The organism is Pyxidicoccus sp. M6, from assembly GCF_055568925.1.
Genome location: NZ_CM145714.1, coordinates 10309504 through 10322901, shown reverse-complemented (window position 1 = coordinate 10322901; position 13398 = coordinate 10309504). Strand labels below are relative to the sequence as shown.

The window sequence follows — 13398 nt, the reverse complement described above, 5'->3', positions numbered from 1 at the left end:
CGTGAGTCCGGGCGCCGCCAGTGCGCCCGCCGCCAGCCATCGCGCGGCCCCTCGAAACAGGCCGCGGCTCACAGCGAGTCCTCCAGCTCCCAGCCCGAGCGGTTCCACTCCTGCATGGGCTGCTCACTGTCGGCGTGGCCGAACATGAAGAAGCGCGCCCACACCGCCGAATCACCCAGGCCCTGCGGCACCACGCGCACGTGGTGCAGGCCCGGAGCCAGGTCCTCCCCCAGCGTCACCGACAGGGTGCGCGAGTACCACCGCGCCTGCGGCCGACCCGCGGGCGTGGCCGGCGCACGAGTGGATGCAGGCAGTGGCAGTACACGCGAGGCGCGGGTGATGCGGGGCAGCAACACGCCACTGCGGCGAAGCGGCTGGCCGTTGTCCAGCGTCACCGACAGCCGCTGCTGCGGACCGCTCTCCGGCTGCTGCGTGTAGACGACGATGTTCACCGTGATGGCGCCCGCTCCCGGCTTGCGCACCGGCACGAGCAGTCCCTCGCCGCCCATCTGGTACACGGTGCGCGCCCCGAGCCCGCCGCCCGTCACCGGAGGCCGGTTGAGCGTGGCCGTCAGCCCTTCCACTGACGTGCGCAGCAGCACCTCGTGCTCACCCGGTGGCAGCGGCGGCAGCAACTCGCGCGCGCGGGTGGAGCGCAGCGTCCAGCGGTGCACCGGCGCTCCGTCCAGCACCACCTCCACCTCGCTGCCCAGTCCCTCGGCGCCCTCCAGCGACAGGCGCAGCTCCGGCCGCGACGGCGAGCGCGCGTCGAAGCGCGTGCGCACCGGCTGTCCCGGCGTCAGCACCGTGGACAGCCCGCGCGTCGCGTCCGTCACGCCCTGCACCGGCTCCAGCACCTCCTGCGTGTCCGGGCTGCCTGACGGCTTGAGCACCACCGTGCTGCCCGAGGGCACGGACACCGTCTCCAGCCCCTCCGGCTCCAGGCGCACCTGGCTCAGCAACTCCAGCCGGGCCCCACGGCGCGTCAGCTCCGTCACGTTGGCCGGACGCAGCGGGTACCAGGTCCGCTTGTCCAGCGGGGCATTGCGCCAGCGCACGCCTTGCAATCCCTCGTCGAGGTACGGCGCCAGTCCCGCCATGCCGCTCTGCGGTTGCAGGTACGTGGAGAGGAACACCGCTGTCGGCAGCGAGGCATGCACGCGCACCTTGCGAGCCCCGGCCGGGAGGAACACGCGCGCGCTGGTGGGCACGGACACCGGCATCGGCCGGTCCGTCACCTCACCGGTGCCCTCGTCCGTCGTGGCCGTGCGAGCCTCCGAGCACGGCAGCAACTGTCCAGGCACCTGAGGCACGTCCGCGCTCTCGTAGGCCGCGGGCTGGAGGCCCACGTCCATGCGCGTCTGGCCCATCACCTTGCCGTGCGCATCCAGCACCGTGAGCAGCAGGTTCGAGGGCTTCTCGTCCGCTGTGATGCCGAGCCGCCGCGCGTCCAGCCGGAGCAGCCGCCCGGCGGCGTCCATGTTGGCGTCCACTTCCAGCTCCAGCGTGGAGCAGCCCGGGCCGGTGACGAACGCCTCGGTGCGGCGCGTGTCGGGGAGCCAGGCGATGCGCGCGTCGGGCTGCGCGGTGGGGCGCAGTTCCTCCGGAGCGAGCCACGCACCCGCGGGGCCCTCCACCGTGTAGCGCAGGTCCTCCGTGCCCGCGTTGTGGATGGACAGCGTGTGCACGCCCTCGGGCACGTCGAGCACGTGAGACACCGGTGCGCCGCTGCTCAGCGCGGGCAGGTCCCAGGTGCGCTCCTCGCCGGTGGAGCCCAGCGCGCGTACATTCACGGGGCCCGCGGGAGTGGGCGTGCCGCCCTCGGTGTCCGGCGCGGTGCTCCACAGCCACAGCACCGCCTGCGTGGGGCCCTGGACGTTGAGGGCCACCGCGCTGCCCGCACCCAGTCGCTCCTGCTCGGACTCGGCCACCTCCACCAGCGGCAGGCGGAACGGGGTGCGGTAGACGGGCTCGATGAAGTAGTCGGTGCCGGCCTCACCCTCCGCGCTCAGCCGCTCCCACTTCTCCTCCGCCAGCTTGTGCCGCGTCTCCGCGGACAGCTTCTCGAAGGGGAGGAAGGTGGTGCGCTCCACGCGCTGCTCGGCGCGCAGGTCCTCCGCGCGCTGCGACGTCAGCAGCGGCAGCCTCCGTTGGGTGCGCACGTATACGCGCACCAGCAGCGTTCCGTGCGTGCCCGCTGGCCTGAAGTACATGACGGCCGGCTCGGGGCGCGGCGGCGGGGGCAGGCGCACGAGGAACTCGCGCTCGTCCGTCACCTGGACGTTGGGGTCCGTGGCGAAGGCGCTCTCCTGCAACCACGTACCGTCCTCCTGAGGCTGCGCCTTGCTCTGCCGCGTGCGCGTGAAGAGGGGCTTCTCCAGCAGCACCCGGTCCGGTCCGCGGAGGAGCAGCTTGAGGCCGTACTGGTATTGGCGCTCGGGGGCGTAGGTGGTGCCCTCGGGCAGCATGAGGTGCGTGACGACGCGGAGCTCCTCGGCGTCCGAGGGCACCTTCACGCGCATCTCCTTGCCCGGCTCCAGCCGGTAGAAGACGAGCCGCTCGGCGCGGGCGAACTTGTCGTCGCGCAGCGCGGCGTTGGAGCCGGCGCTCTTCACCACGCTCGCGCTCGCGGCGTAGATGAGCCCCAGGGTGACGACCAGGCCCGCCAGGGCCAGCAGGGCGCGGGACCTCGTCTTCATCGGCGTCCCTCCGAGGACGTCAGCTCTCCAGTGAGCACCACCGACTGCCGGTGACGCAGGGCCTCGTCCACGGCCTCCTCCAATCCGTCGACTCCCGCCACCAGCTCCAGGCGCTTCGTGGGCGAGGGGTGCTGCTGCAGGAAGTACACGCCGCGCAGCACGTGCCGTCCCTGGCGAGCCTCCACCAGCAGCCAGGGCAGCCCGTACGCCGCGCTGTACCCAGCGCGCACCGACTGCGTCACCGCGCCGGAGCGGCCCGCGCGGGCCAGCATCCGCAGCTCGTGCACGTTCTGCTGCAGCACGTACCGCTCGGCGCTCGCGGTGAGCGCGGCGAAGCGCTCCTGCAGCACCGCGGGCGCGGGCCGCGAGGACGTCTGGAGGCCGGGCTCCAACAGGGCCTGCACGGGCGAGCCCTCGGGCGGCGCTGGCTTCGCGAGGCCCGCCAGCGCCAGCTCCGAGGCGACGAGGCGGGGACCGACGAAGGCGCCGCGCAGCGGCTCGGACAGCCAGAGCGTGGCGACGCGCGCGCCGCCGAAGGTGCGCGAGAAGGCCGCCTGCGGGCTCGCGTCCGACAGGCCCGCCAGCTCCGGCGAGCCGTCGTGGTAGCGCACGCGCGAGGACAGCCAGCCCAGCGGGCCGCTCTTCGCGAGGAGCCGCTCCACGTCCTGGGGCCGCTGCTGCGGCTGCAGCACCGGGCCACCCACGTCCACCAGCACGTCGGCGTTCACGGCGGGCCGTCCCGAGTAGCCGCGCACCTGGAGGATGAGGCCGGTGCGCTCGGGCAGCGCCCGGTGCACGGCCTGGTGGAAGGCCTGGAAGGTGGTGCGCAGCTGGCCCTGCGTGGCCGGGTGCATCGCGTCCGGCGAGGTGCCCTGCATGGCCACCACCAGCGCGCGGCCGCGGGCCTCCTGCCACGCCTCCAGCGCCACGGCCAGCGTGCCCTGCTCGCGGTCCGGCGCGGGCACGCCGAAGGCCAGCGTCCCCGAGCCCGGGCGCACCAGCAGCGCCGCGCCCGCGCGCCCGAAGTGGCCCTCCTCGTCCGTCACCCACCAGCATGGACCGTTGTCGGCGCAGCCCTCGACGGGGCGCACCTCCATGCCCATGAGGCCCGCCATGGCCTGGGCCCAGCGCGCGCGCAGCGGCTCCGGCAGCGCGTGGCCGCCACCACCCAGCAGCGGCGCGGCCACCTGCTGCTCCAGCACCAGCAGCTCCGCGTCGGTGGGCTGCGGCGCGGCGCCCTCCGCGTACGGCGCGGACTCCGGCGGCGACAGCAGCGCGGCCCGGGCCTGCGCCAGTGTGAGGGGCGCGGGCAGCTCCGGCAGTCCTTCCAGGGCCAGCGTGGCCAGGTCATGCGGGTGCGCGCGCAGCACGCTCAGCCGCGCCTCGCCCCAGGACTGGCCGGGCTCGGGCGGAGCCACGTCCGTCACCGTCGCGCCGGGCCACAGCTCTTCCAACGCGCCGGGCACCCGGGCACCGGGCTCGTGGAGCTGTGCCTTGCCGGGGGCGACAGACGCGTCGGCGCGCACCTGGACGCGCTCGCTCGAGGAGAGGGCCACGTGCGCGTTGCGCAGCGGCGCGTCCGGCTCCACGAGGGCGTCGCCGGTGCGCAGGCCGGCGCCCACCGTGTCCAGGCCGCTGGCGATGATGGCGCGGCAGCGCACGCGCGCGCAGAGGGCGGCGGAGGCCTCCGCGCTCGGGGCCTCCGTCAGCGGACGAGGCACCTCCAGCACGGGCCCGGGCGCGCCCGGAATCAGCACCGCGGTGTCCCAGCCCCGTTTCCCCTCCACGCGCTCACGCTCCACCAGCGCGAAGCGCTTGGGCGCTCCGGCGGACGCGTCGGACAGCGAGCGCAGCTCCAGACCCAGCGTCTGCGCTCGCTCGCGCACCGCGCGCTCCGCCTCCGCGCCGCCCGTCTCCAGCCACGCGCCCACCGCGCGCCACAGCGCCACGTACTGGCGCAATTCGCTGTTGCGGCGGCGCAGCGGCACGCCGCTGGCGTCGTTCTCACGGGTGGTGGCGCGCGCCAGGGCCATGACGCCCAGCGGGCTCCGGTCCAACCCCAGCCCCGGCGCTCGCGTGGTGAGCGTCTCCACGGGGAGCGCGGTGGCGGGGCGCGGCTCCACCAGCGACAGGCCGAAGCCCACGAGGCTGCCCACGACGAAGCCCGCCAGCGACGTGTGCACCGTGGCCAGCATGACGCGCGCCACGGCCTTCTTCTGCAGAATCTTCACCGCCAGCAGCGTGGGCACCAGGTAGCCGAAGCCGAACAAGTCGGTGACCTTCAGCCCCGGCACGCGGCCGCCCAGCGCCCAGCCGATGCACCACTTCACGAAGAAGCCGAGACAGAAGACGAGCACCGTCTTTCGAGGCCCCTCCAGGTTGAGTGTGCGCAGGCCCGGCATGGCCAGCAGCGCGCGAGTGCCGCCCACCAGCAGCAGCACCTCCAGCAGCGTGGCCACCAGCTTCGCGGGCTCCAGCCACGTCAGCGCCAGCAGCGCCGGCACGAGGATGCCGTTGAAGTCCCAGCCGTATCGGAGGTTGAAGCGCGCGGCCAGCAGCGCCGTGGTGAGCAGGATGATGTAGGCCTTGGGACTGGCCAGGAAGTCCTGCGCCACGTCCTCGTACATGAGCTCCAGGCTGGAGAAGGACAGGTTGGTGGCGGGCAGCAGCACGAAGCGCAGCAGCGCGTAGGTGAGCACCACCGGCACGCCCACCTGCCACAGTCCGCGCCGGAGCTTCAGCTTCCAGAAGGCATTGGCCGTCAGCGGCACCAGCACCAGGCCGATGCTGTGCAGGCTGCGGTCCAGCGCGAAGGACGTGCCCCACCGCGCGTCAATCCACCGGCCCACGTGTGGCAGCAGCACCGCCTCGCTGAGCGCGCGCACCAGCACGCTGGCGAGGACGATGGCGAAGAAGCGGTCTCTTCCGAAGAACTCGCTCCACGCGCCCGTGCGGCTCATGCCCGCCGAGAGCCCCAGCGCGAGCGCGTAGGTGAGTATCGCCTCCGCGACAACGGTGACGCCCGCTTCCGGATGGATGACGAAGACGGAGGCCAGGTAGCCCGGCACCACCAGGCCCACGAACACCCACCCGAACGTCTCGGTGAGCAGGGCGAGGATGAGCACGCCCACGAGCACCGCCGCCAGAATGGAGGTGTCGAGGGAGTAGGCCGGAAAGAGGGTCAATGTGGAGAAGAGCGCCATGGCGTCGCTCCGCGCCAAGCTAAGGAGCCTCTTCTCACCGGCCAGTAATGCCCCCCTGATGACGTGTGGAGCGTCGTCCAGGGAACCAAAGCGAAACGCGCGACTGCCGGACGGTGGACAGTGCCACCGTCAACGGGTGCAGCCGCGCGTCCTTCCGGGCGCGTGAGCGCGTGCGTCAGCGTGTCAGCGGCACATGGCGTGCACGCACCGCGCGCCCGGGTGGATCAGCGACACGCGGTGGACACGGCCACCGCGGGGCAGCCCATGCCATTGCCCGGAAGTGAGCACGGCACGGTGTCCGCGAGCGCCTGGACGACGGCGTCCGCCGCGGGGCCGGAGGCTCGCAGCGCCGAGGACTGCTCCAGGTGGAGGAAGCGGTCGGTGGCGGCGGAGGCCTCGGCGAAGCAGGCGTCTCCGGCACCGTTGTCGATGCGGCCCTGGACGTTGGTGGTGCCGCACAGCGCGCGGTGCTTGCCGGCGTCGTCGGGCGCGTTGCACGAGAAGGCGCGCCGGGGGCTTGCCGGCAGGTGCTGGTTGAGCGCGTCGCGCAGGCGCACGGACAACGAGCCGGTGCGGTCCCTCGACGTGCCGTCGCTGACGACGGCGGCCTCGGGCCCGTTTCCCTCCACGTCCATGCCATGGACGCTCACCGCGATGCCGGCCGGGTAGGTGTCACGCAGGGCGCGGTGGGCGGAGGTGAAGAAGTTGTTGGCGTAGTGCGCGGCGTCGGACAGGCGCAGGCCGTTGGTGCCGCAGACGGCGGTGGTGCCGCTGCACGGGCTGGCCGCGGCGCCGGCGCAGCGGTTGGCTCCGGTGATGAGCAGCGCGCGGGCGCCCAGCGCCACGAGCTGCTCCGCGCCCTGGCGCAGCGTGCCCGCGTCGGAGTCCGCGTGCGGCGTCTCCAGCCACATGTCACGCGCGGGCGACATGTTGATGATGAAGGTGCCACCGCCGCGGTCCGGAACGGTGTCCGCGAGGACGAGCCACGCGTGGCCCGTGTCGTCGTCGCTGTACGTGGAGAGCGAGTAGCCGAGCTGGGAGAAGTCCAGCACGCGCTCCGCGGAGGGGCCGGTGGACAGCAGTTCCCGGAAGGCTCGCTCGAAGGCGGTGAGCTCGGTGCCGCCCGGCTCGCGGAAGCCCTCGCTGCCCTGCGCGGTGATGGGCACCGCGCCCAGCCACGTGCGCAGGCTTCCCTGCTGCACGGCCAGGCCGGCGGGTAGCGCGCACTGGCTGAGCGGAGCCGTGGCGTCGGTCTCCGGCGTAGCGGAGGTGGACTCGTCGGAGCCTGTTCCGGGCAACGAGGTATCGGGAGTCCTGCCGGGCTCCGCCTGCGACGGCGCGGGAGACTCCACGCTGCCCGGCGCGTCGGATGTGGCTCCGGTTCCACCAGAGCCCGAGCAGCCGACGGCGGCGAGGAGCATCAGCGAGAGGGCGAGCGAGCGCTTGTAGAAGGTCGTCGTCATTGACCAGACCGAACAGGCGACTGGGGCGGACCATTCTTCACCGCGCATCCGGCACGGGGCGGGCCACGGGGCGGTTGCTCGCACGTCCGCTCCGCGGCGGGCGAGGCCGCGTGCTCAGTAGAAGAGGCGCGTGGAGAGGATGAGGCGCAGCGCGTTGCCCGCGCGGCCGTCCTGGTCCTGCCTGCGGCCGAAGAGCAGCTCGGAGCCGATTTCGAAGGAGCGCATGGGCCGCACCTTGAGGTTGCCGGAGAGGTAGTGCGTCGTCTCCAGCGTGGAGGCCGGCAGCGACGGGGGCGGCGACACGTCCAGGTAGCCGTAGGCGAACGTGGAGGCGAGCCACTCCGTCCACTGCGGCTCGAGGCCGACGTAGAAGCCGAAGGACGTCACGGGCTCCAGCCGGCCCGGGGCCACCACCACCGCGTCCAGCCCCTGGCCCTGCATGTCGCTGATGTAGTTGCCCAGGCCGCTGCCGTAGTGGACCTGCGCCGACACGCGCCACTTCGAGGGACTCCACGTCCACAGCCCGTTCACCATGACGCCGCGCCCCAGCGCCGTGTCCGCGGCTGGGCCTTCGAGCTCGTAATAGGAGAACCACCGTCCCAGCCCGGCGACGCGGAGGTTGCGTCCCTCGCCGAAGCTCCACTCCAGCGAGAGCGCCAGGTCCATCAGGGGCGTGCGCACCGCCTCGGTGTCCGGATTGAGCAGCGTGATGTCCGGCTCGGGCCGCTCCAGCGACACCTGCAGCAGGAGCGAGCCCAGCGTGGGGCCATAGCGCAGCATCTCCCGTCGCGCGGCCAGCATGGAGCCCGGCCCCTGGAAGTCGAGCGTGTCGGGGATGGACTCCAGTCCCATGAAGGTGGACCACTTGCGTCCCGCGAGGAAGGGGCCGACGGACGCGTACACCTCGTAGACGCGGAAGTCGCCGCCGCTGGAGCCCTCGCCGTAGAAGTCACCGGACACGTGGCCGATGAGGGGCCCCAGCCGTGAAAGCTTGCCGCCCTCGAAGAAGAGTCGGCTCTGCTTCGCGTTGAAGTTGAGGTTGGGCCCGCGCTCCCGCGAGCCGACGGGAATGGACGCGGCGACGAAGTCCTCCTCGTTGCCGATGGGCTTGAAGTCGTAGTTGAGGTCCACCTTGATGCGGCCGCGGAAGGTGACGTAGCCGCGCTTCAAGTCTTCCTCGGAGGCGGGCCCCGTCTTGACGACGATGCCCGTGAGGTCCGGGTCGATGAGTGCGCCCGGGACTTCCTCCGGCTCCGCCTCGGTGGAGGGCGGCTCGGGCTGCTCGGACTCGACGGCCTCCTCGGCCATGGGCTTTCCGCCGTCGGGCGCCGTGCCCGCGTCGGAGGCCGCGGGCGCCACGCCGGGAGTGGGGAGGGCGAGGGCGCCGGCCGCGACGAGCCATAGCGCGCACAGCACCACCTGACCGGCACTCCGCATGGGGGCCCGCTCCCGGCTTCCGAGGGGGAAGTGGAGGGAGAGGATGCGGAGTCACTGCCGGGCGAGCACCACGCCCCGGAGTGCCGCGCCACTGTCGCTTGGTCCGCTTCGCACTCCAGGCGCTCCTGGTTGCGGCGCGACTCGGTGCGCTTCAGGCGAGTCCCCGGACACGGTGAGGAGCGTCACCTCGTCCGCGCACACACGAGACATCAAGCGGCGCCGCCCGCGCGCTTGAGGGCCTCCTCCACGTACTGGATGCCTCGGGGCGTAATCGCCTTGCCCTTCTTCGTGTCCTGCGCGTAGCCGCTGTGCAGGCGCAGCGCCTTGGCGGCGTTGGGCGCGGCGTAGGTGACGCCCAGCTCGCCCCAGAAGCGCGACATGGTGCCCGACGTCACCTCCACGTCCGCGTCCACGGAGCGCGCGAGGTAGAGGGGAATGAGCGAGCGCACGAGCTGGTCCTTCTGCTTCCCGGCGGAGACCAGCGCCTCGTGCCGCGGGTGCGCCTTGAGCGCCTCCACCAGCCGGGCCACCACCGCGGATGCGTCCGGCGGCGCGGCCGACTCGCCGCCGTTACGCGCGGACTTCTTCGCCTTCGCACGCCCCTTCGACGCCGCGCCCTTGCGAGCCTTGGGCGCGGAGGTCTCCGAGCTGTCGCGGGCCGGGGCCTTCGCGCTCTTCGTGGCGCGAGGCTTCTTCGCCTTCGCGGCCTTGGCGGTGCGCGCGGCCTTCGGGGCGGCGGGGGTCACCGTCTCGGCGGAGGCCCTGGGAATGACAGGCTCGGGAGGCGGCTCGGCGGCTTCAGCGACGGGGCGCGGGCGCGGCGTGCGCTCGACCACGGTCGGCGCGGACGCCGGAGCTGGAGCCGGAGCGCGGGGCGGTGGAGCATGCGCCACGGCCTCGTTCCTCGGCGAAGCCGTTTCGCGCGAAAGGCCCAGCCTCACGCGCACCTCACCCACGACACCACCCAACCCCACCTGATGGAGCAGACCTTCCAACCGGGAAGTGAAAGACACCTGGCAGCCCTCCTGGAGCCGCGCACATTACCCCAGGATGGGACTGATCCGGATCAGGGGTGTGCCAAAGGCCCCACCACCCCCCGGATCCAGGGGCGTTGGGGGCTCGGGTGTCTCACTCCCGGGACGGGGCCGGGGCTTCAGGGCAGGGTGTTGAACAGCCCCTGGGCGTTGGGAGCACCCCACCCGGTGGGGATGTCCCAGCCGGGGCCGGCCACGTGCTGCCGGTCGGTGACGCCCACGGTGATGTCCCGGAAGGACTCCTGCACGGCGGGTAGCGTGTAGAGCTGCGAGTTGAGCCAGCCCGCCGGAGGCTTGTTCTGGGTCAGGCGCGCGCTGTTCACCACGGCCACCAGCCCCGCGAAGACGGGCGAGGCGAACGAGGTGCCCGTGTTGGGGCTGGTGACGCCCAGCCACGTGTACCAGTACCCGGTGTCCGCGTTGAGGGCCACGTCCGCCACGGCGCGGCGGACAGGCGGTTTCGGCAGTCCCTGCTGCCACTCGGGTGTGGGGAAGGTCCGGCTGATGCCCGAGCCCGAGTAGAGCCAGGCCACGTCGCCCGTGACGTTCATCCCGTTCATCTTGAGCTGGGTGCCGCCCACGGAGGTGACGTAGGGGCTGGAGGAGGGCACGTCCACGCCCGCCGAGTCACCGCCCGCCGCCGCCACCGTGATTCCGAGCGCGGCGGCCATCATCGCGGAGGCGCTGTACTGCTCGTGGACCGCCCTCGGCTCCGAGTCCTCGCGGTGGGCGAACGAGTCGGTGATGACGGACACCTCGCCCCGGGCGATGGCCTCGTTGAAGGTGTAGATCATCGACGTGTTGCGAGCGTCCGGGCCCATGTAGACGATGACGTCCGCCTCGGGGGCCATGACGCTGGCCCACTCCACGTCGAGCTGTCCCTCGCGGTAGCGCGTCCCGGGCTCTTCCATGGTCATCACCACGGTGGGGTCCGCGCGCTGCACGCCGAAAATCTTCCAGAAGGCGCGCAGGTCCTTCCACCGGAAGCCCGCGCCGATGGTGACGCCCAGCTTCACGCCCTTGCCGCGGAAGCCCTTCTGGTACAGCGGCGTGAGGCCGTACGCGCTCGCCACCTGCTGTGGGGTGAGGCCGTCGGTGATGGGTTGGGGCTGGTGCGTGGGCACCTCGCCGAACTCGCCGCCCAGCGGGCCCGGCTCGGAGGGCAGGTCCACCGCGACGATGGAGGCGATGCGCTCCTTCACGTACTGGGGCGCCTTGATTTCCACTTCGGGCGGCAGACCGTACACGTTGTGCGGGTCATTGCCTCCCTGGGGAGACTTGCGCTCCAGGACGATGAGCTGGACGCCGAAGGCCGCGTTGAACTGGCCCACGGTGCCGCTGAAATGGATGAGCAGCCGGTTGGTGGCGACGCGCTCCACCTTCAGTCCCACGGACTGGAGATGGTCCGTCACCAGCTTCACGTCCTGCTCCCACGGCGCGTGACGCGCGTTCCACTCCTGCGGCGTCATGTACTTGCGGAAGCGCTCGCTCTTCGGGTCATAGATTTCCTTGATGGACGCCTCCAGCTCCGCGCGGTTGCGGATGGGCAGCGCCACGAGGCCGCGGATGAGGTCCGTGTTCGGCGCGGGGCCCAGGTCCGTGTACACGCCGGGCATGGGCGCGGGCACGCCGTCCGGTGTGGGCGCGGGCGTGTGGTCCAGGTTGTCCGGCAGCGGCGGCGGGCCGTCCGGGTCGGGCGGTGGAGGCTGTGGCGCGGGAGGCGGAGGCGCAGGCGGTGGCGGCTCGGGCGTCGGCGTGGGGGCTGGCTGCGGAACCGGCTCGGGAGGATGGGTGCCGCTTGGCCGGGGCACGGAGACCAGCCGGTCCGAGTCGCGGCAGCCCGCGGCGCTCAGGGCCGTCAGGACCAGCAGGCCCGCAAGGATGCTTGCTCTCATGATGTGTTCCCCCAACCCATGCGGCGCGCACGCACCAGCCCGCCGCCTCCCATGTCCCATCCCCCGTGAGGAGGACCCCTGGCATGACTGCCGGAGGGAAGGTGGGTGCGACGCGGAGGGTGTGCAACTGTTCGCCAGCGGGCAGAGGGCGCTAGAGTGCGCAAACCCGTCCCCCCATGCGGCTGCTGCGAACTGCACTCGTCCTCGTCCTCCTCGCGCCCTGCGCGGCCCTGGCCCAGGGGGATACCCGTCTGGCCTTCCTCGGGAAGCAGCTCCAGCAGGGCAAGGACCCGCGCACGCGCTCCCAGGCGGCGCTGGTGCTGGGCGCCACGGAGGACCCGGAGGCGGTGCCGCTGCTCTGCGGAGGCCTGAAGGACGCGAGCGAACTGGTGCGCGCGGCGGTGGCCAAGAGCCTGGCGAAGCTGCTGGAGCCGTCCGCGCTGGGCTGCCTCCAGGCGCACAAGGGCGAGGCGGACGCGGCGGCGAAGGCGGCGGTGGACGACGCGGTGGCGGCGCTGAAGGGGTACCAGGCGCGCCCGCCGCGCTTCTACGTGGCCATGGACGCGCTGAAGGACCGTACGGGCAAGCTGCCGGCGGACCTGGTGAAGGCGACGGAGGCGCGGCTGCGCTCGCGGCTGATGCGCAGGGGAGGCCAGGTGGCGCCGCCGAAGGAGTCGAAGGCGGCGGCGAAGGGCGCGCTGAAGAAGCTGGGCGTGCACGGCTTCCGCATCACCCCGGAGATACGCGCGACGGAGAGCGGGGGATTGCAGGTGGCCATCGTCTGCCTGACGTACCCGGAGATGTCGTTGATGGGGCAGGTGGAAGTGAATGCGGCGGGCGCGCAGCCCGGGGACCTCCTCAAGGCGCTGGTGCCGAAGGCGGTGGAGGAGGCGGCGGAAACCTTCGAGTGGAATGGCGAGACATGACGACGACAGCTCCCATGGCGGCGACGAAGCGGCGCTGGCGCAACTTCCTCCTGGATACGAGCTTCCAGCTCAAGCTGACGGCGTACATCGTCGTCGTGACGCTGGTGTTGTCGGCGCTGCTGGGCGTGTTCCTGGTGCGGGCGGCGCGGGTACTGATGCAGGAGACGGCGGCGGCGGTGGAGGCGCGCTCGCGCGCGGCGGAGGTGAGCCGCGAGCTGTCCGGCGCCACGCTGTCCAACGAGCTGCTGGCGCGGATGAACGACCCGGAGTTCGAGGCCACCTTCCGTGAGAAGGCGCGCGCCATCGACGCGGCGTACGAGGCGGAGCGCTCGGCCATCGTCGCGCAGCGCGCGGAATTGGAGTGGCAGCAGCGCCTCACGTGGTGGGTGCTGGGCGGGCTCTTGACGGGCTTCACGGTGGTGGTGGCGCTGGGGACGATTGTGGTGACGCACCGGGTGGCCGGGCCGCTCTTGCGCATCCGGCGCATGGTGAACGAGGTGCACGAGGGCAAGCTGCGCCCCCCGCCGTACGGCCTGCGCGACGGCGACGAGCTGCGGGACTTCTTCGAGGACACGCGGAAGATGGTGCAGCGGCTGCGCGAGCTGCACGAGGAGGACGCCAACACGCTGTCGAAGGCACTGCTCGCGGCGGAGGGCTCCGGAGCGTCGCCGGAAGCCCTGGCGGACCTGCGCGCGCTGGAGGCCCGCTACCGCGCGAGGCTGGCGCAGTAGCGGGGCTCGC

The 13398-nt window shown here is 72.5% G+C and carries 8 protein-coding genes; 2 read left to right on the top strand and 6 right to left on the bottom strand.

Going from position 1 to position 13398, the window contains the following annotated elements; all coding sequences use genetic code 11:
• Nucleotides 1-68: 68 nt before the first annotated feature.
• From ACVTJA_RS40570 to ACVTJA_RS40545, 6 genes are all read right to left on the bottom strand, one after another.
• A complete protein-coding gene (locus tag ACVTJA_RS40570) occupies nucleotides 69-2699 on the bottom strand; it encodes a hypothetical protein (RefSeq protein ID WP_465828556.1) in 2631 nt (876 codons plus the stop codon).
• Complete coding sequence (locus ACVTJA_RS40565; protein ID WP_465828555.1) at nucleotides 2696-5902, bottom strand: poly-gamma-glutamate biosynthesis protein PgsC/CapC; 3207 nt, start codon at nucleotides 5900-5902, stop codon at nucleotides 2696-2698. Before ACVTJA_RS40565 ends, ACVTJA_RS40570 begins: the two co-directional genes overlap by 4 nt.
• 224 nt (nucleotides 5903-6126) lie before the next feature.
• The gene (locus ACVTJA_RS40560) at nucleotides 6127-7365 is read right to left on the bottom strand and encodes a hypothetical protein (RefSeq protein WP_465828553.1); all 1239 of its coding nucleotides are present in this window, start codon (nucleotides 7363-7365) and stop codon (nucleotides 6127-6129) included.
• Nucleotides 7366-7479: 114 nt separating this feature from the next.
• Nucleotides 7480-8802 carry a DcaP family trimeric outer membrane transporter gene (locus ACVTJA_RS40555; protein WP_465828551.1) on the bottom strand — a complete coding sequence of 441 codons (1323 nt, stop codon included), beginning with the start codon at nucleotides 8800-8802 and terminating at the stop codon, nucleotides 7480-7482.
• 209 nt (nucleotides 8803-9011) lie between these two features.
• The gene (locus ACVTJA_RS40550; protein ID WP_465828550.1) at nucleotides 9012-9815 is read right to left on the bottom strand and encodes a hypothetical protein; all 804 of its coding nucleotides are present in this window, start codon (nucleotides 9813-9815) and stop codon (nucleotides 9012-9014) included.
• 140 nt (nucleotides 9816-9955) lie between these two features.
• Entirely contained in the window at nucleotides 9956-11731 is a 1776-nt protein-coding gene (locus ACVTJA_RS40545) for a S53 family peptidase (RefSeq protein ID WP_465828548.1), read from the bottom strand.
• Nucleotides 11732-11907: 176 nt separating this feature from the next.
• On the opposite strand from ACVTJA_RS40545, the gene ACVTJA_RS40540 reads away from it, so the two are divergent.
• Together ACVTJA_RS40540 and ACVTJA_RS40535 are read left to right on the top strand one after the other, a co-directional pair.
• Nucleotides 11908-12657 (top strand): HEAT repeat domain-containing protein, encoded by a 750-nt coding sequence (locus ACVTJA_RS40540; protein WP_465828546.1) that lies wholly within the window; start codon nucleotides 11908-11910, stop codon nucleotides 12655-12657.
• Nucleotides 12654-13388 carry a sensor histidine kinase gene (locus ACVTJA_RS40535; protein ID WP_465828544.1) on the top strand — a complete coding sequence of 245 codons (735 nt, stop codon included), beginning with the start codon at nucleotides 12654-12656 and terminating at the stop codon, nucleotides 13386-13388. The genes ACVTJA_RS40540 and ACVTJA_RS40535 overlap by 4 nt, the downstream gene beginning before the upstream one ends.
• Nucleotides 13389-13398: the final 10 nt, after the last annotated feature.